Origin of the sequence: Pseudomonas huaxiensis (assembly GCF_003231275.1) — a bacterium.
GTDB lineage: Bacteria > Pseudomonadota > Gammaproteobacteria > Pseudomonadales > Pseudomonadaceae > Aquipseudomonas > Aquipseudomonas huaxiensis.
Genome location: NZ_QKVL01000023.1, coordinates 58,931 through 77,113, shown reverse-complemented (window position 1 = coordinate 77,113; position 18,183 = coordinate 58,931). Strand labels below are relative to the sequence as shown.

16 protein-coding genes, 1 tRNA gene and 1 pseudogene are annotated in these 18,183 nt (G+C 55.7%); 10 read left to right on the top strand and 8 right to left on the bottom strand.

All coding sequences use genetic code 11. The features are described from left to right. Positions 1–123: 123 nt before the first annotated feature. Together DM374_RS21460 and DM374_RS21455 are read left to right on the top strand one after the other, a co-directional pair. Positions 124–375, top strand: coding sequence for a DUF2789 domain-containing protein (locus DM374_RS21460; RefSeq protein WP_110971704.1), 252 nt, complete (start codon positions 124–126; stop codon positions 373–375). Positions 376–447: 72 nt separating this feature from the next. Next, on the top strand, positions 448–1,086 hold the full coding sequence (locus DM374_RS21455; protein ID WP_110971703.1) for an NADH:ubiquinone oxidoreductase subunit N: 639 nt from the start codon (positions 448–450) through the stop codon (positions 1,084–1,086). Positions 1,087–1,093: 7 nt separating this feature from the next. Here DM374_RS21455 and DM374_RS21450 read toward each other — a convergent pair whose 3' ends face one another. Together DM374_RS21450 and DM374_RS21445 are read right to left on the bottom strand one after the other, a co-directional pair. Then, positions 1,094–1,534 (bottom strand): CBS domain-containing protein, encoded by a 441-nt coding sequence (locus DM374_RS21450; RefSeq protein ID WP_110971702.1) that lies wholly within the window; start codon positions 1,532–1,534, stop codon positions 1,094–1,096. A gap of 148 nt (positions 1,535–1,682) precedes the next feature. After that, complete coding sequence (locus tag DM374_RS21445) at positions 1,683–3,542, bottom strand: DUF3857 domain-containing transglutaminase family protein (RefSeq protein ID WP_110971701.1); 1,860 nt, start codon at positions 3,540–3,542, stop codon at positions 1,683–1,685. 233 nt (positions 3,543–3,775) lie between these two features. Between DM374_RS21445 and DM374_RS21440 the strand changes: the two genes are divergently transcribed. From DM374_RS21440 to DM374_RS21430, 4 genes are all read left to right on the top strand, one after another. After that, complete coding sequence (locus DM374_RS21440; RefSeq protein ID WP_110971700.1) at positions 3,776–4,684, top strand: hypothetical protein; 909 nt, start codon at positions 3,776–3,778, stop codon at positions 4,682–4,684. 49 nt (positions 4,685–4,733) lie between these two features. Further along, positions 4,734–5,303, top strand: a complete 570-nt coding sequence (locus DM374_RS21435; RefSeq protein ID WP_110971699.1) for a hypothetical protein — start codon at positions 4,734–4,736, stop codon at positions 5,301–5,303. Positions 5,304–5,679: 376 nt separating this feature from the next. Continuing rightward, on the top strand, positions 5,680–6,015 hold the full coding sequence (locus tag DM374_RS33235) for a type II toxin-antitoxin system RelE/ParE family toxin (protein WP_157969732.1): 336 nt from the start codon (positions 5,680–5,682) through the stop codon (positions 6,013–6,015). Further along, entirely contained in the window at positions 6,005–7,087 is a 1,083-nt protein-coding gene (locus DM374_RS21430; protein ID WP_110971698.1) for an ImmA/IrrE family metallo-endopeptidase, read from the top strand. The genes DM374_RS33235 and DM374_RS21430 overlap by 11 nt, the downstream gene beginning before the upstream one ends. A 4-nt stretch (positions 7,088–7,091) precedes the next feature. Here DM374_RS21430 and DM374_RS21425 read toward each other — a convergent pair whose 3' ends face one another. Genes DM374_RS21425 through DM374_RS21410 form a run of 4 tightly spaced genes read right to left on the bottom strand, consistent with a single transcriptional unit; the run spans position 7,092 to position 10,218 of the window. Then, positions 7,092–8,024, bottom strand: a complete 933-nt coding sequence (locus tag DM374_RS21425; protein ID WP_225422555.1) for an alpha-glutamyl/putrescinyl thymine pyrophosphorylase clade 3 protein — start codon at positions 8,022–8,024, stop codon at positions 7,092–7,094. Next, positions 8,021–8,821 (bottom strand): hypothetical protein, encoded by an 801-nt coding sequence (locus DM374_RS21420; RefSeq protein WP_110971696.1) that lies wholly within the window; start codon positions 8,819–8,821, stop codon positions 8,021–8,023. Before DM374_RS21420 ends, DM374_RS21425 begins: the two co-directional genes overlap by 4 nt. Positions 8,822–8,837: 16 nt before the next feature. Beyond that, a complete protein-coding gene (locus DM374_RS21415) occupies positions 8,838–9,833 on the bottom strand; it encodes a thymidylate synthase (protein WP_110971695.1) in 996 nt (331 codons plus the stop codon). 55 nt (positions 9,834–9,888) lie between these two features. Next, positions 9,889–10,218, bottom strand: a complete 330-nt coding sequence (locus DM374_RS21410; RefSeq protein WP_110971694.1) for a DUF4031 domain-containing protein — start codon at positions 10,216–10,218, stop codon at positions 9,889–9,891. A gap of 451 nt (positions 10,219–10,669) precedes the next feature. On the opposite strand from DM374_RS21410, the pseudogene DM374_RS21405 reads away from it, so the two are divergent. Then, positions 10,670–11,654: pseudogene (locus tag DM374_RS21405) on the top strand (IS5 family transposase). Between the two features lie 635 nt (positions 11,655–12,289). Here the strand turns inward: DM374_RS21405 and DM374_RS21395 are convergent. Beyond that, positions 12,290–12,366: transfer RNA gene (locus tag DM374_RS21395), tRNA-Arg, on the bottom strand. Between the two features lie 354 nt (positions 12,367–12,720). On the opposite strand from DM374_RS21395, the gene gabD reads away from it, so the two are divergent. From gabD to DM374_RS21380, 3 genes are all read left to right on the top strand, one after another. Continuing rightward, a complete protein-coding gene (gene gabD / locus DM374_RS21390) occupies positions 12,721–14,163 on the top strand; it encodes an NADP-dependent succinate-semialdehyde dehydrogenase (protein ID WP_095159436.1) in 1,443 nt (480 codons plus the stop codon). Between the two features lie 178 nt (positions 14,164–14,341). Continuing rightward, the gene (gabT, locus tag DM374_RS21385) at positions 14,342–15,619 is read left to right on the top strand and encodes a 4-aminobutyrate--2-oxoglutarate transaminase (protein WP_110971693.1); all 1,278 of its coding nucleotides are present in this window, start codon (positions 14,342–14,344) and stop codon (positions 15,617–15,619) included. 136 nt (positions 15,620–15,755) lie between these two features. Then, on the top strand, positions 15,756–16,967 hold the full coding sequence (locus DM374_RS21380; protein WP_110971692.1) for a response regulator: 1,212 nt from the start codon (positions 15,756–15,758) through the stop codon (positions 16,965–16,967). Between the two features lie 216 nt (positions 16,968–17,183). Here DM374_RS21380 and DM374_RS21375 read toward each other — a convergent pair whose 3' ends face one another. Beyond that, positions 17,184–18,161 (bottom strand): GGDEF domain-containing protein, encoded by a 978-nt coding sequence (locus DM374_RS21375; RefSeq protein WP_110971691.1) that lies wholly within the window; start codon positions 18,159–18,161, stop codon positions 17,184–17,186. Between the last annotated feature and the right edge of the window lie 22 nt (positions 18,162–18,183).

Genomic DNA, 18,183 nt, shown 5'->3' with positions numbered 1-18,183 from the left:
TAGGAGTGAACTGTGCAGAATCCTGTGGGAGCCGGCTTGCCGGCGATGAGGCTTAAAAGAACACCTAAACTTTCACTCCCCAAGGCGATCAATCCCTTAACCCCCCAGCCCAAGGAGTGCCCCATGGAATTGACCAATCATGAGTTTCACGAGCTGTTCAAGCAGCTTGGCCTGCCCGATGACCCCAAGGGCATCGACCAGTTCATCACCAGTCACTCGCCGCTGAAGAACGAAATCAAGCTGGTCGACGCGCCATTCTGGACGCCGTCGCAGCGGGAATTCCTCAAGGAACAGTTCATTCAGGACTCCGATTGGATCGTTATGGTCGACCAACTCAACGAGGCGCTGAGGCGTGAACGGCCACGCCAGAAATAAACGCTGAGCGGCACCCTATGTCCCCGGTTGGCGTTGCTATGCTCAGAAAAAAACAACAAGGGGACAGCGCCAATGAAAGACCCCTACGCCGTTGGCTTCTGGGCTGCCGTGACAGCCTTGGGCCTGCTGACCGCCGGTTATTTCTACGGAGTCAGGGAAGTCCACCAGCTCGATCAGGCCCGGCAGTTCCTCTACGGATCCGCCGGTCTGATTGCGGCCCTCGCCTTGAGCGCGCTGGCCTGGATTCGCTGGCAACTGCTCAAGGTGCGCCGACGCCAGTTGGAGCAGGGCCGGACGATGGTTGCCATCTGGAACACCAAGGTGGCGCTGCGTCGGGTCGAAACCGTGTTCGATCGCTATTTCTGGGGGAGTTATTGGCAACCTGGGCGGACCTTCCAGGAAGTCATGGGCGAACTCGAAGGCACGCCGCTCGAACGCAGCCTGGAAGCCCTCAAGGCGCAGTGCCAGGAGCTCGATCAGGAAATCCACGACCACCACCGTCACTGGCTGAACAACGCCCGCGAGCTGTCCAGTGTGGCAGCGGCCATGGCCCGCGAGCGCTACCAGCTCGACCTGTGCGATTCGCAACAGAGCCAGCGGCGCGGCGGTGCGGTGCTCAACCGCGACCTGGAAGTGCTGGTGTACACCTGGTCGGCGCGGTTGCGCAGCTTCGACCACCAGCTCGACGAGCTGGAGGGCGAATACCGCTGAAGGGCGCTCACTCGCCGCGGATGTACTGCTCCAACTGACGAATCAGGTCGGCCTGTTCGGCGATGGCTTCCTTCACCAGGTCGCCGATCGACAGCAGGCCGAGCAGCTCGCCGTTCTCGACCACCGGCAAGTGCCGCAGGTGACTGTCGGTCATCATGTTCATGCAGGTGTCGACATTCTGGTGGGAATCCACGGTGATCACCGGCGAACTCATGATATCCCTGACCTCTGTGCCGACCGAGGACCGGCCCTTGAGCACCATCTTGCGCGCATAGTCGCGCTCACTGACGATCCCCACCACGTTGCCGCCCTCGACCACCGGCAGCGCGCCGACGTTCTTCTCGGCCATCAGCATCAGCGCTTCCAGCACCGTCTGGTGAGGCTTGATGGTGTAGACCTGTTGAACGTGCTGGGACTTCAACTTCAATAGCTGTGCCACGGTTTTCATTGCGCGCCCTCTGCATGGGGGTTGGGTGTAGGAACGCCAGATACCCTCAAGAATCGTGCACGCGGGGCAAGGGGGCAAGGCCGAAAACGGCATGAACCCGATTGAAAAGCGTCATCGCCGGGTTTTTTGTCGCCTTACCCCCGCTGGATCAACTTTTCTGCACGATCACCTGGCTGCCCAGGTCATGAATCATCGCTTCCAGCGTCGGTTGCAAGGCGCGGAACATCTCCGGCGAGCAGACCGCTCCCGGGTTATGGAAGTCCAGGCGCCGGGTGACCACCACGGTGTTGCCCTCGCGGCGGTAATCGGCGCTGTAGTCGACATACTCGGCCTTGAGCGACACCGGCTTGGGCGTGGCAATGATTTCCACCTGAGCCGGGAATTCGAAACGGGCGACTTCCTCGGTCACCCCCGAAATGCAGGTGAACGCCTGGTTCCGTTCCTTCTCGGTGACGAAGCCGAACACGTTCTGCGCGATGCCGCCGGTAAAGCTGCTAAGGGTCGGCATGCCGATCGGGCCGGGCAGGTTGACCAGGTTGCGGGTATGACCGTTGATCGTCAGGGCGAAGTTGTAGCCCTGCTTGTCCAGTTTCTTGCCCTCGACGGTGCCGCTGCCGGACTGGCCGTAGGCGCTGAGGATGCGCTGCATGAGCATGTCGCGCTCGGCTGCCGGCATGTTGCGCAGGCCGTAGCGGTTCAGCTCGGCGGCCCAGCCCTGGATGGTCGAGTCATGCTTGAAGTCTGCCGCGCCACTGTCGTTGATGCTGAAGGTGGTGGTGCTTTTTACCAGGCTCGGTTGCACCGCCGGGGTGTGGCCGAGGGTGGCAGGGCCGGTCAGCACGGTTGGCTTGTCGAGCACCGGCACGGGCAGGAAACCGGCGGCGATGGCTTTCATCGTCGGGTCCAGGTACAGGTCCAGGCTCGGCACGTAGGTGATGCTGTGGTTGATCACCCCGAGGGTCGGTACTTTCGGCAACACGTAGGCGGTGCCGAGGTTCACCAGCGCCGGCGTGCCGTGGATATCCACCGCCTCCAGCAGGGCCAGCAGCAGCGCGACGTGGTCCTTGCAGTCGCCATAGCGATTGCTCAGTACGGTATCGGCGGCATGCGGCACCACGCCGCCGGCCCCGATATAGACGGCGACGTAGCGGATGTTCTTGCGCACCCAGTCACTCAGCACCAGGGCCTTGGCCCGCGGCTCGCTGACGTTGGCGGTGAGCGATTTGGCCAGTTCGGCGATGGCCGGGGTCACCTCCACCTTGGCTCGCGCCGCGTAGGCCCGGGCGAAGTCGGCGTAATCCTTGAAGGTCGACACCGCCAGGTACTGGCCGTAGTCGGCGTAAGCCACTGAGCCGATCTCCCGGCGCGGTTGCTTCGCGGGCTGATAGTCCCAGCGGTAGACCTTGCGCCCGGCCTCGGCTTTCGGGCTCGACGCCTTGAAGCCCTTGGCTTCGGCGTTCAGCGCGAGCCCGGCGGGGAGGTCGTAGATCAGGGTCAGTTGCTGGGTCGGGCTCAGTTCTGGGAACACCAGTTCCTCGAACTGGTCGGGGAACAGCGCCGTGTTGCGCTGGCGCGTGTAGGTCAGCACCAGCCGGTCGCCCACCGCCACCTCGGGGAAAATCACCACTTTGACCAGGCTGTCGAAGAACATCGGCGCATCGACTGAGGCCTGCTCCTGTTGTTCCTTGATCTGCTCGGCGCTGACCGCGACTTTGCGGCCATCGGGCTTCTGGGTGTACGCCTCGACCACATCGAGGGATTCCAGGGTGCGGTTGTAGGACAGCGACTGCTGGGCACGGGCCTTGATCGCACGCTCTTCGTTGATCAGGTAAACCTGCTCATGGCGCACCTCGAAACGGCCATCGGCTTCCACCCGCGTGGTGCGGATGTCTTTCTCCACGGTGATCGAGGTGTCGTTGCCGTCTTCGGCAGCGTGGGCCAGGTTCAAGGTGAACAGGCAAACCAGCATGCCCAGCCACTGTGCCGGGCGTGAAACGAACCACTTCATAGAGATCCTTCTTGCAAAAATTCCAGGGCTGACAGACGAAATGCGAATCAGTTGTAGGAGATTTTGCCTGAGAAGGCGGCCGTGATGAAATGTTGTCCCTCGTGGCTCAGGTGTCACGAGGCAATGACCGCATTCGCCACGTACCCTTCGCGCTTGCGCGCATCGCAGGTTAAATTGCCAGTATTTCCCGGCCGCCACCCGTGCCGCGGCACACCGAGCAAGGAGCAACAACCATGAGTCTGTGGGACGACCTGAAGAAAAAAGCCATCGACGCCAATCCGGAACTCGCCGCCAAGGCCGCACAGGCGCTGGAAAAGGCCAAGGAAATGGCGGTGGAAGCCGGTCAAAAGGCGGCGCCGATCCTCAAGGAGGCCGGCGGCAAGGCTGCGGCCTACGCCCAGGAAAAGACCCCGATCCTCAAGGCCCAGGCGCTCAAGGCGATAGACGATGCCAAGGTCAAGCGCGCCGAGCTGCGCGAGCAGGCCAAGCGTGACAAGGCGGCTCGCGCGGAAATGATCCGCACCATGTACGACATCACCCTGAGCCCGGGTGACGTCAACTTCATCGAAGAGCCTTTCCATCACTTCGATCGCCAGTTCGGCTTTTTCATGATCACCGGCCAGGTGCTCGACACCGAGAAACGCACCAGCACCCAGCTCAACGCCAGCCACCATCACAGCGGCGGTGGCGGCTATGTTTCCAATGGCTCCGGCTACATCAGCGGCAGTTCGTCGTCCATGCACATCAGCTCAAGCCGCCTGCAGGAGCATGAGTTCTGGGTGCGCCGGGACGACACCGGCAAAGAGTCGTGCTACCAGATCAACAACGCCGGCCTGCGGCTGCGCGAAGGCCAACAGGTGAGCATGGTCTTCATGCACCCGGCGGGCACCCAGACCGGGCAGATGATCGGGCTTTACAACCACAACGCCGAAGAGCACTTCGTCATCCACGACCCGGTGCAGATCAATCAGTTGTTCGGCATCTACCTGGAAGAACCGGGCTTCTTCAACCAGAACGAAGTCACCACCACCCGCAATCGCCTGTTGCAGGCGCTGGACGTTCGGCTAGGCCAGTTCGCCAGCTACATGGCGCTGCACGGCAAAGGCCCGGAGCGGCTGATCGAAGGCGAGCGGGTCGAGTGAACTACAGCGCTGCGTGCCACAGATGATTTCAAACCAGAAGGACCACCCTGTGTTTTACCCTGCGACCCTGAAAAAACTCATCGGCCTGCCGGCCGCGCTGCTGCTTGCGACGGTCTGCGCCAACGCGCAGGCGGGCGGCCTGATCGACCTCAAAGAGGGAGCGGGCAAAGACGTCGCGGCACGGCTGGGGATCACCAGCCATCGCTACATGCTCAGCACCGATTTCAGCGCGGCTCGACCGTACAGCTCCGTGGTGCTCAGCAATAGCGAGGGCATGGGCAAAGACACGGTGGTCCACAACGCCCTGGTCCACAGCTCGGAAGACGGCGCCCGCATACTGTTCAGCCGCTTCGCCGCGTGCGGCAAACCGCGGGTCGTGGAGAACGCCGTGATCGAGGTGAACAGCCAGCCCATCAGCGCGCTGTACGAATGCCGGATCGACGAGAAAGGCAATCCAGTGTCCATTTACCTGCCGACCTCGCCGGCGGCTCAGCAATTCATCGTTAAAGCCTTCATGACCCTCAAGCTGGTGCCGGTGGTGCTGGACAAGTACACCGTGGCGTTCGGCACCCAAGGGTTTGTTGAGGTGTGGCAGCAGAAGAGCAAGGCGGTGCTTTGATGTTTTGCGCAATAAAAAAATCGTGATTGCTCACGGGGCTTTTTAAAAGATGGCGCACTCGGCGAGATTCAAACCCAGGATACCTGCCGTCGGGATCTTAAAAATTGATCTTTAGAATCAACGTGTTATCGGAAAATTTCCGAAAAATCAGTGTGTTGTGTTAGCGGGTGTTAGTGAGCTTTCGCGCCGGTTGGGGAGGCGAGTGGGCCAGAATTGTGGCATCCTGCCTTTCTGTTGTTGACGCTCACTTAATAATTGCCTCGTTCGTGACCAAGAGTCTATCTAAGGGGTTGAAGTGTAAGAAGCGCAATATTAAAAAGCATAGGCTATTGGGAATGTTTAAGCGTTATTCAGTCACGGACGAGTCATTCTAAAAATGACACTAGAAATTTCCTATGCGGATAAAAAAATTCGCAACATTTGCGATAGTGAAGCTGTAGCTATTCGTAGACTTCCGGCAAATGTCGTCAAGGCTTTAATGCGCCGCCTCACGGATCTAAATTCGGCTTCTAATATCATGGATGTTCCCTTAGGGAATCCTCGGGAAATATCTGGCGATCCTCCTGGAGAATATCGACTAGACTTAGTCGATGGGTATTATTTGATGTTTTGCGCCGTTGATCTAAAAATGCCCATAAATGATAAAGATAAAGTAGACTGGCTGAAGGTGAGTCGTCTTAAATTGTTAAGGATTATCAAAGATGATGCTTGAAAATCATGTTTTTAAGCCTAGTCAGTTAATTCCGCCAGGCGAAACAATATCTGAGATTTTAGAAGAGCGCAAAATCACGACAAGTGACTTTGCACAGGGTATTGGAGTGCCTTATGAAGTTGCCAATAAGCTCCTCGTTGGTGATTTTATTATTAGCAAAGAGCTTGCAATTTCCCTGTCGGGGGTTTTGGGAGCATCACCTTCGTTTTGGTTAAGTCGAGAGGAAATTTATCGCTCCCAACTTAGCGAGATTAAAGCTCCACTTACCAGTGAAGAAGATAGCTGGTTAAAAGAACTCCCTGTATCGACGATGCAAAAAAATGGATGGATACCAAAGGTAGCCTATCCGGCGCAAAATCTACGGAACTGTTTACGATTTTTTGATGTTCCGGATGTTGGTAGTTGGAAGAAAATTTATGCGTCTGGTTCGGAGTTAGCTGCATTCAGAACATCACCTGCCTTTGATCCAAAGCTCGGAGCTGTAGCCGCATGGTTGAGGCAGGGAGAAATAGAGGCAGATTTTATAGATTGTAGCCCGTGGGACAAAGATAGGTTTTGTGCAGCATTAGAAGAAGCAAGATTTTTAACAACTCAGGCAGATCCCAATATTTTTATTCCTGAATTGCAGAAGATTTTTGCAAAATGTGGCGTTGCTGTTGCAATTGCTCGAACTCCAGATGGTTGCCAGGCCAGCGGTGCAACAAAATTTATTAGTGACGAAAAAGCGATGTTGATGCTCAGTTTTAGGCATCTATCGGATGATCATTTTTGGTTCACCCTTTTTCATGAGGCTGCACATCTCATACTTCATGGGGATGTGCTTTTTGTGGAAGTTGAGAACTGTTCTGATAGTGTGCAAGAACAAGAAGCTAATACATTTTCGGCCGATTTCTTGATACCGGTCGAATATAAGAGTGAGCTTAGGTCTCTAGGAAATGATATGCGTAAAATTATTAAATTTTCTAAAAGACTTGGTGTTTCCCCAGGCATTGTAGTCGGCCAACTACAACACCTAGGAATAGTGAAGCACTACCACTTGCAAAAACTCAAGGTAAGATACAAATGGGCCTGATTATTCATCCTCTGAATGCCTTGAACTTGCTTGGTGATTTTTGCCAATTACAAAGCGAGTCCTCAAGCACCTGCATTCCGACCTGAAGGTGTGAGTCTAAATCTAATAGCCATTTATCAAGGTCGTTTCGAGAAATTTGTGCAGTAGAAACTCCGGTGAATAGAAGTCTTGCACCATCAACGGGACCTGTTGCGGCGCCCATATATGCCGAGTCGGCTTCTATTTTTACGAGCCCGATTTTTGCCAGCATCGTTAAGTAATCGAATTTAGCCGTTCTGCCAAATCGGAATACTTTCATTGACTTATATAAGTGGCGAAAGGTTAGGCGAGGGTCACTGTTTGAATTTTTCAATGCATTTATGAATAGGTCCTTGTGTGAGCCACTGTCTAAAACCCAGTTAACGTAGCTTTTGATAACTAGGCCTGTAAAGTTGCTTTTTGTGGGGTTGATTGATTCGTACTTCCGGTGATTGCCAAAGCGATAGTTCGTATTGTTGAAATTTTGGTAGTTGTTTGCTAACCAGTCCGTAAATGCGTCTGGGTTGAAGCTAATGCGTTTCCAGTTCCAGAGGTATCCCTCGCCAAGAGCGTTGTACACGTCTCTGACGAAGCCCCAGCCTCCCGCGCTGCTTTTGCCGAAGTGAATAGCCAGAAATATCAACCAGCAAGCTTCCTCAGTATCGCCATTAGTCGCGTGAACTATTGCAGCTCTAATAGGATCAAACAAGTTTGAAGAAGAATCTGCTCTTAAACTACTAATTCTTCTTTGTCTGATTGCTTCTACGAATTTTATCCTCCGGATGCTATCAATCATTTGTTCAATAAGAGACTCTCTGTTTTCTGAAGGAGTAATTCCAGGCAGTTTTCTGTGCTTGTTACTATAAGCGTCAAGTTTTTTTCTTAAGTCGTCCGCCATTGCTTTATCGCGTGCTCTCAATTTTTTTGCTCCTGAATACACAGTGTTATCCATTCTTGGATAGATTTTCTGACCTCAGTAGTTACGCCAAAGCTACTTTGGATATTATGATTGAAGCCCAATATCTCGATGCTTCGCCCCAGATCTATACCGGAAACACTATTTATACACCCGCGGTATGCAAGTCCTGCGACCATTTTCCCGGTACTCCTTGGGAGAGACCACTGGGGAATAGATGTGACTTCAAATGCCGCGTCTGATATGCGAATTAAAGTGTCTACAACTGTTCTACCGTTCAGCACTACTGTTTTAATCGGTGAGTCTCTTAGTAGCTCGCCAAGGGCGCTCCCAGACACTTGTAGTAGTGCTGATTTTTGCCTAGAAGACAAGTTTGCCCATTTGCGGTATGTAGCATAAGGGACTAGATCTAAATGGCATGCGGGGAACAGAGGGCTATAGTACGATGAGTTGGTTCCGCTTATCAAAATATCTAGGGATTTAAACCACCCGTCATAAGGGTTATTTTGAAAATAGTTCGTACATTTTTTCCAGATTTTTTCAAGATGAGGTTCTGTAATTTCTGTCCATCTATTAATTTCGAGCGAGTTTAAGGAGTGAAACCTTCTCTGCCTCCCGATTAGTTCAGTTCCATCGGAGGTCATGAATTCACGATTGCTGGGGTTAAGCCCTAAAGTAGCGATAGTCGAGTTTTTTAGTTCTCCAAATACTGGGATGGGGCTACCCCACTCGATAATTTCAGAATTAATTAGTTCTTGACTGTGTATCAGTGAAATTAGTTTGCTCAAAGTCTCGTGCATCTCTTCTTCCTAGTTATTATTCGAATATTTCTAGTTGAGATGGATGCGGCTCAGTCGTAATTGCTTTTTCCGCCTTTCTCTTGAGTAAATATGATTTATAAACGTCGCTGATTATTTTTTCTAGCACGGAGTCGACTTTACTGTTCTCGCCTTCGTATTTTGTGAATCTGAAAAACTGCAATACTCGTATTAAATCCTTCCAGTATTCATCTAAAGCTAAAGCGTCAGGGTCTACACTTTCACCAAGTCTAATTTTTTGCTCGCAGTCGAGAAGTAAACTAAGGCTTTGCATTGGGTCACACAATGGCATTGGAGGCATTTCAGTTTGCTTTTGCCATCCACCATCAAGATAGCTCTTGGCTTGAAGAAAGTGAACTTCGTAAAGGTGTAAGCTGCCTACGTAGTGTTTATATTCCCCGATTTGACAATTTATCGAGTTAGCTACAAGCTCCTGTATCATAGTAAAAGCGAAAATATCATGAGGCAATCCCAGGAATGCGTCATTTGAGCGCATGGATGTGAACATATCCAGTTTTCGGTCTCTAACTATGAACTGCAAGGTGCAAGTGCAGGGTATGTCTTTGTGTGGTTTCAAAATGTCTTTTGCATCGAAAAGCTGAATAACCGCCTGCCGAGTTGTAGAGCGAGCTTTGAGTGTATTAATAACATTTAATAGTTGAGCATTTCGACCTTTACCACAGAGTCTTGGGCCATAAGCACCATATATAGTTTTTCGGTCATCTGAGCTTTTTTTATAATTTGGGATGTAATAGCTAATAAATTTTAGATCTTTAGATCCGGCCAAATACCAAGTTAGCTCACCTAAACAGCTAAAAAGCTTGCCCTTGCCTTCAGCTCTACTCAATCGGGCTCTGGGCTTTTTGAGGTGAAGTAAGATACCTGTGATTTCTTTGAAGCTGCCTTTGCTTGCTACTATCTTATTCCGCTTTTTTAGCAGTTTGGTATAGATTTTATTTAAGAGGTCGTCGAGCGTTTCCTCGCGTATATACATTGCTCCTCCTTGATCCGACGCTGCAGTTGCTCTAAAGGCCTAAATTTATATATGGTTAAGATTTGTCATAAGCATTGTTTTCGAAAAAAAGTGAAAGCTGTTGGGGAGCAGGCTTGTGCAATAGAGCTATTTGTTCGGCCTTCATGGCTTTGGCACAGCTGATTATTGTTCTCCGACAGCCTTGATGTGCGCCCAGATACAATGCTTTTTGTCGTACCTCTATAGTAACGTCATAATGTGGATAAGAGGCGGAAGCCTGGAACCATGAACGTTTCAGCCCAAGAGTACGTGCAAAGCCATGTAATTCTTCTAGAGAATCAGCAACTAGATGACACCATTCTCTTCCCTGCCATTTTATTTTTACGTTATCTACGTAAATAGCCATTTTCGATTTTCCATCCGAAATGCTTAAAAGCCTGATTTAAGTGCTTATGTATTGGATGAATTACTCAAGCAGAGTGTTCAGCCGATTGGGTATCAAACGTTTGCCCGGTAGTTAGCTAAGGAGCATTCTGTAAATGCCCCGTCGTTGATAATAAATAAACCTCTCTTCATCAGGGGCTCTCCCCGTCAGAAATAACCTTTTCTTAGACTTTTGGGAAGGTCGTGAGGTCAGTCTGGAGGAGGATACAGAGGCGACAGGTTGTACGATGTCTAACCGGCTGGCTACTCTCTCTAACGTCGCTCGTAAATGACGGCGGTTGGCCAAGGTCGCAGACCACTGTGCTTGAGTCATGCCCGCATACCTAGGGATTCTCCGAACGAGTCAGTGCAGACCATCTGAGCTGTGCTGAAATAGCCCACCCGTCAATTACCCTCCACAAGCCCTCCATCCCATGAGTCAGATGAGCCTCTCCGATTTCGAGTACGCCGGTAAGCGCAAGCAAACCCGTCGCGAGCGTTTCTTGGCCGAGATGGAGCAGGTGGTGCCGTGGAGCGGTTTGGTGGCATTGATCGAGCCGCACTACCCAAAGGCCGGCGGTGGTCGCAAGCCGTAGCCACTGGAAACCATGCTGCGTGCTCACCTGCTGCAGAACTGGTTCTCTTTGAGCGACCCAGCCATGGAAGAGGCGCTGTACGAGATCACTTCGATGCGCCAGTTTGCGCGACTGACGCTCAGCGCTCCGATCCCCGAAGACACGACGATCATGAATTTCCGGCACCTGCTGGAGAAACATCAGCTCGCGGCAGGGATTCTGGAAACCATCAACAACTACCTTTGAGACAAAGGCCTGTCGTTGCGCAAAGGCACGATTGTCGATGCCACCATCATCCACGCGCCCAGTTCGACCAAGAACAAGGAAGGCAAACGCGATCCGGAAATGCATCAGACGAAGAAGGGTAACCAGTATTTCTTCGGCATGAAGGCGCATATCGGTGCCGATGCTGAGTCGGGCCTGGTCCACCACGTCCACGGCACAGCGGCGAATGTGGCTGATGTAACGGAGGTCGCTCACCTGTTGCGTGGCGAAGAAAATGTTATCTGTGCTGATGCGCGTTATACCGGCGTGGAGAAACGGCCGGAGCATGGCGGCCGGCCGGTGATCTGGCAGATTGCGGCTCGTCGTAGCACCTACAAGCACTTGAGCAAGCGCAGCGTGCTTTACAAAGCCAGACGCAAGATCGAGAAGGTCAAAGCGCAGGCGCGAGCGAAAGTCGAACATCCCTTTCGCGTGATCAAGCGTCAGTTCGGTTATGTGAAAACCCGCTTTCCGTGGCTTGGCCAAGAACACGGCGCAATTGACCACGCTGCTTGCCCTGTCGAATCTGTGGATGGTGCGCCGGCAATTAGTACCTGCTGCGGGAGAGGTGCGCCCGTGAGGGCAGATAACCAAGGCTTTGCCTTGGTTATCCAATAATCGGCGGCTGAAAATTGGGCTTTTCGGCATCCCCAAGCCGCCCATTTTCGGCTGATGGGCAACTTGTTCGGAGTTTCCCTAGAGAGGCGCTGCCAAGTCATATCTGCGTTTTAAGATATCTGATTCACCGCATTGCCCTTGCACATATTCATGTGCTCGTCAGGGTAGCGGGCAATGCCGGAGGAGGTGAGGGTAGCGACGATACGCGTTGCCAGCGAATGACGTCTGAGCGCTTCGAGTCGTTTGATTTCCGAGCACGCCCTCCGTGTTTCAGGGCAATCTCGGAAATGGGGCGTTCAATGGGTTGATGACAAGCGGTACGTTCAGTCTCGACCCGAGAGGCGAAGATGCCTTGGCCGATTTCGCTTTCGATCATGCATGTCCAGGCTAGGGGCAACGGATTCGGTTTCAAAGGGTTGGCGCTGGGCAGATAGCCCTTACGACGGATTTGCGCTTCCACGGATGCTCGTCACAGTTTCTGACTGTCGCCATTTCGACCACATATAAGTGTGGCCAATTTGTGGCAAAAACGACTTTTAGGACTAGGACAGGTTTTCGGCAGAAGCGCCAACCCCTTGGAGCCAAGGGGAAAGAAGATGGCGCACTCGGCGGGATTCGAACCCACGACCCCTGCCTTCGGAGGGCAGTACTCTATCCAGCTGAGCTACGAGTGCAACGCGGGCGCCATGATACCCATCTGCCGGGGCGCCGTCCATCGCCAGAACCGCTGTGCTGTATTTCCAACGGAATGAAGGTTCTCTCTGGCGGTCTGTTTAATAAGAACGACACGCCTCGTCGCATTTTGTTCTTTTTTTCGAACGCCCTATTGTCCTTTTTCCTCGTTACTCCTAGGATTCGTTCGAGATTTCAAACGCTCTTGTCTGGTGCTGATACACACGAGCTGTTCTCTGTGGCTTGTGTCGTGCTTCGGCCCGGTGTGTGAATTCCTGACGGCAGCCCTCTCCGGGCTCCTTTTTCAAATCCAATAATTCGCTCCGTGCCAGCACGGTGCTGTTAAGGAAGCCGACATGCAGCTTAAAGACGCCCAATTGTTCCGCCAGCAAGCCTATATCAACGGTGAGTGGCTGGATGCGGACAACGGCCAGACCATCAAGGTGACCAACCCGGCCACCGGTGAAGTCATCGGTACCGTGCCGAAAATGGGCGCCGCCGAAACCCGTCGCGCCATCGAAGCGGCCGACAAGGCCCTGCCAGCCTGGCGTGCACTGACCGCCAAAGAGCGCGCTGGCAAGCTGCGCCGCTGGTTCGAACTGATGATCGAGAACCAGGACGACCTGGCTCGCCTGATGACCACCGAACAAGGCAAGCCGCTGGCCGAAGCCAAGGGCGAAATCGCCTACGCCGCTTCCTTCATCGAGTGGTTCGCCGAAGAAGCCAAGCGCGTCTACGGTGACGTCATTCCTGGTCACCAGCCAGACAAACGCCTGATCGTTATCAAGCAGCCAATCGGTGTTACCGCGGCCATCACCCCGTGGAACTTCCCGGCAGCGATGATCACCCGTAAAGCCGGCCCGGCCCTGGCCGCTGGCTGCACCATGGTCCTCAAGCCTGCTTCGCAGACGCCTTACTCCGCTCTGGCTCTGGTCGAGCTGGCTACCCGTGCCGGTATCCCGGCTGGCGTGCTGAGCGTGATCACCGGCAGCGCTGGCGAAGTCGGTTCCGAGCTGACCGGCAACTCGCTGGTGCGCAAGCTGTCCTTCACAGGTTCGACCGAAATCGGTCGTCAACTGATGCAGGAATGCGCCAAGGACATCAAAAAGGTTTCCCTGGAACTGGGCGGCAACGCGCCGTTCATCGTGTTCGACGACGCGGACCTGGATAAGGCCGTCGAAGGCGCGATCATTTCCAAGTACCGCAACAACGGTCAGACCTGCGTCTGCGCCAACCGCATCTACGTGCAGGACGGTGTCTACGAGGCCTTCGCCGAGAAGCTGAAAGCCGCGGTCGCCAAGCTGAAGATCGGTAACGGTCTGGAAGAAGGCACCACCACCGGCCCGCTGATCGACGGCAAGGCTGTTGCCAAGGTTCAGGAACACATCGAAGACGCCGTTTCCAAAGGTGCCAAGGTGCTGTCCGGCGGCAAACTGATCGAAGGCAACTTCTTCGAGCCGACCATCCTGATCGACGTACCGAAGACCGCTGCTGTCGCCAAGGAAGAGACCTTCGGCCCACTGGCGCCGCTGTTCCGCTTCAAGGACGAGGCCGAAGTCATCGCCATGTCCAACGACACCGAATTCGGTCTGGCTTCGTACTTCTACGCCCGTGACATGAGCCGCGTGTTCCGTGTTGCTGAAGCGCTGGAATACGGCATGGTCGGCATCAACACTGGCCTGATCTCCAACGAAGTCGCGCCATTCGGCGGGATCAAGGCGTCGGGCCTGGGCCGTGAAGGTTCCAAGTACGGCATCGAGGACTACCTCGAAATCAAATACCTGTGCATCAGCGTCTGATCCACGGTTAAGGCTTTACCTCTGCCAGCGGGGCGCGAGAGCGACGTCTCGCTGGCCTTTTTTACATAGATGCATCCGGCTACCGGGCCCCTGCACCAGTCGATCAACGAATGCTGACTGCAGTTGAATACCGGCGCCATCTTGAATCTCGCCACCACGCTGGCGAATTGAGGACTTTATGAGCAAGACCAACGAATCCCTGATGCAACGTCGTGTCGCCGCTGTTCCACGCGGTGTTGGCCAGATCCACCCGATCTTCGCCGAAAGCGCGAAGAACGCCACCGTTACCGACGTTGAAGGCCGCGAGTTCATCGACTTCGCCGGCGGCATCGCGGTACTGAACACCGGTCACCTGCACCCGAAAGTCATCGCTGCCGTTGAAGCTCAGCTGAAAAAGCTGACTCACACCTGCTTCCAGGTACTGGCCTACGAGCCGTACGTCGAGCTGTGCGAGAAAATCAACGCCCGCGTTCCAGGCGACTTCGACAAGAAGACCCTGCTGGTCACCACCGGCTCCGAAGCCGTTGAAAACGCCGTGAAGATCGCCCGTGCCGCCACTGGCCGCGCTGGCATCATCGCCTTCACCGGCGGCTACCACGGTCGCACCATGATGACCCTGGGCCTGACCGGTAAAGTCGTGCCTTACTCCGCAGGCATGGGCCTGATGCCAGGCGGCATCTTCCGCGCCCAGTTCCCGAACGAGCTGCACGGCGTGAGCATCGACGAGTCGATCGCTTCCATCGAGCGCATCTTCAAGAACGACGCCGAGCCACGTGACATCGCCGCGATCATCATCGAGCCAGTTCAGGGCGAAGGTGGTTTCCTGCCTGCTCCGAAAGAGCTGATGAAGCGTCTGCGTGCCCTGTGCGACCAGCACGGCATCCTGCTGATCGCCGACGAAGTACAAACCGGCGCTGGCCGTACCGGCACCTTCTTCGCCATGGAACAGATGGGCGTTGCGCCTGACCTGACCACCTTCGCCAAATCCATCGCTGGCGGCTTCCCGCTGGCCGGTGTGTGCGGCAAGGCCGAATACATGGACGCCATTGCCCCGGGCGGCCTGGGCGGCACCTACGCCGGTTCGCCGGTTGCGTGCGCCGCGGCCCTGGCCGTTCTGGAAGTGTTCGAAGAAGAGAAACTGCTGGAGCGCAGCCAGGCTGTTGGCGAGCGTCTGGTTGCCGGTCTGAAGCAGATCCAGGCCAAGCAGCCGATCATCGGTGACGTCCGTGCCCTGGGCTCGATGATCGCTGTTGAAGTCTTCGAGAAAGGCACTCACACCCCGAACGCCGCTGCCGTTTCCCAGGTTGTGGCCAAGGCGCGTGACAAGGGTCTGATTCTGCTGTCCTGCGGCACCTACGGTAACGTCCTGCGTATCCTGGTTCCGCTGACCGCTGAAGACGCACTGCTGGACAAAGGTCTGGCGATCATCGAAGAGTGCTTCGCTGAACTCGCGTAAACTGTGATCCGCTAGAAAAAAACCCGCTTCGGCGGGTTTTTTTTCGTCCCGGGGAACAGGTTGAGCGCTAAGGTTTCCATAGGAGACACCTTGGAAGGTGCGCCGGACTGCGTGCGATAGCTGTAAGGAGAACCTGATGACTGCTGTAGATCCACCCGCTGCTGCACCGAAGGTCTTGATTGCCGAAGGTGATCCGTGGGTGCGCGACATGCTCACGCAAATGCTGCTGAGCGTGCGCTGTGACGCCAAGGTGAAGGTCTGCGCCAATGGCAATGAAGCGCTGGAAGGACTGACCGGGCAACCGGACCTGATCATCGCTGCGCGTGAACTGCCGGGCCTCGACGGCCTCGACCTGCTGCGCAAGGTCCGATCGCGGCCGCGGACACCGGCACTGCCGTTCATCCTCATCAGTAGCCGTGCCGACGTGGCCAGCGTGCGCGAAGTCCTGCCGCTGGCACCCACGGCTTACCTGAGCAAACCGCTGAACCTCGACTCGCTGCGCCAGCGCCTGGAAGAGCAATTGCTCAAGCTTGGCGAGGCGGTCTCCTGCGAAGTGCCGCCGCTGCGCGCGGGGCTGACGCTGGCGCGCTTTATCGAAGAGCACCGCGCTACCGCCGATGGCGGGCCGTTGTTCGCCGACGTGCAGCAGGCGATCAAGCGTGCGCTGAACCCGCAGGGGCTGGACCTGCGCGTGCTGGAAGAAGAAGTGCGTTCCGATCCGCAAATCACCGCCGTGCTGATCGCCGCTGCCAACAGCGCCGCGCTGCACCGCGAGGGCGCCGTGCAGACCCTGCTGCAGGCGCTGAACAAGCTGGGCAGCACCCAGAGCATGAACCTCATCCTCGGCCTCGCGCTCAAGCGCAGCGCCCGTCTCAGCGACCCGGTGCTGGCGCGTTATGCCGAGCAGTACTGGAACCTGTCGCTGCGCACGGCGGAGTACGGCCGGACCCTGGCACAAATGCTCGAACTCGACCAGGAGCGCTGCTATTGCGCCGGGTTACTGCATTGCCTGGGCGACCTGGCGCTGCTGCGTTGCTTGCAGGAGTGGCGTCTGGCGGGTGGCGAGCTGGACGAAAATGAAATCGAACTGTCGCTGAGCCAATCCGGCGCGGGCTACGGCTCGGCGCTGCGTACGCGCTGGCGTTTGCCGCTGGAACTGCGTGAGTTGATCGCTGCGGTGTACCAGTTGGGCGGCGGGGTGTATTCCCGCGAAGACCTGGTGATGAACCTGGCCGGGCAACTGGCGCGGCTGGCGCCGGAAGAGGGGCTGGACGAGCTGGCGGCGGGGAAGACGGCGCGGTTGCTGAAAGTGGGGCGGGCGGAGTTGGAGCGGTTGCGCAAGGTGTGAGGTTTTTAGGGCCTCATAGCTGGGGTTCGGCGCCCCGACAAGCCAGCTCCCAGAGCGTCAGGTCATCGCAAACTGTGGGAGCGGATTCACCGGACGCCGGACCGCCGCGAAGGGCCGGCGTCCGGTGAATCCGCTCCCACAGGATCGCAAGGGGCTGACGGATTGCGATTGCCTGCGAGATGTGTAGATAGCGATGCAGCGATGAGGCCATTGAAATCACCCCAAAACAATCTGATTCTTGCCCTTGCGCTTGGCCTCATACATCGCCGCATCCGCCCGGGCAAACAGGTTATCGAGCACCTCATCGTCCTCGACCATGCCAGTCAGGCCCTGGCTGACGGTCACGCCATAGGTGTGCCCTTCATGGCTGAAGCTCAGCCGCTGAATCTCCCGCTGCAGCCGCTGTGCCACCTGCATCGCCATCTCTGGCGTGCAACCCGGAAACACTGCGGCAAATTCCTCGCCACCAATCCGCCCGAACAGGTCGCCCCGGCGTAGCGCCGCCTTGCCGCTGTCGGCGATGCGCTGCAATACCAGATCGCCCTCGGGATGGCCGTAGGTGTCGTTGACCTGCTTGAAGTCATCGATGTCCAGCAGCAGGAACGACAGCGGTGCGCCCTCCTGACGGGCTTTGTCGAAGGCCTGGCTGGCGCAGTCGAAGAAGTGCCGGCGGTTGCTGCTCTGGGTCAGCACGTCGGTGGTAGCCAGGCGTTGCAGCTCGCCTTCAAGCAGTTTCTTCTCGGTGATGTCTTCGGCCATGCCCACCACGATCAGCCGCTGGCCGTCGGCCTGCTGGTTGATGAAGCATTTGTCGCTGAGCCAGCGCACCTGGCCGTCGGCGGCGATGATGCGGTACTCGCGATCTTCCACCGCGCCTTTGACCAGCACTTCGGCAAGGCTGCGCTCGGCGTAGTCCAGGTCGTCGGGGTAAATGCTGTCGCGCCACTGGTTGTAGTCAGCCAGCAGCAGGTTCGCCGGGCGGCCGAAGATGCGCTCGTAGGCCGGGCTGACGTAAAGCATCTGCCGCGACTCCCAATCGAACGCCCAGAGCACGGCGTTGACGCTGTCGAGCAGGGAGCTGATCAGTTGTTCGCGCTCGCTCAGGCGGGCAACTTCGCCCTGAGCGTGCATGAGTGCCAGCAAAACCTGAGCTGCCTCGGGAGGCGGATTGAACGGTGGGGTGTTCTTGAGCATGTTCGCAGTACTTCTTGTAAGG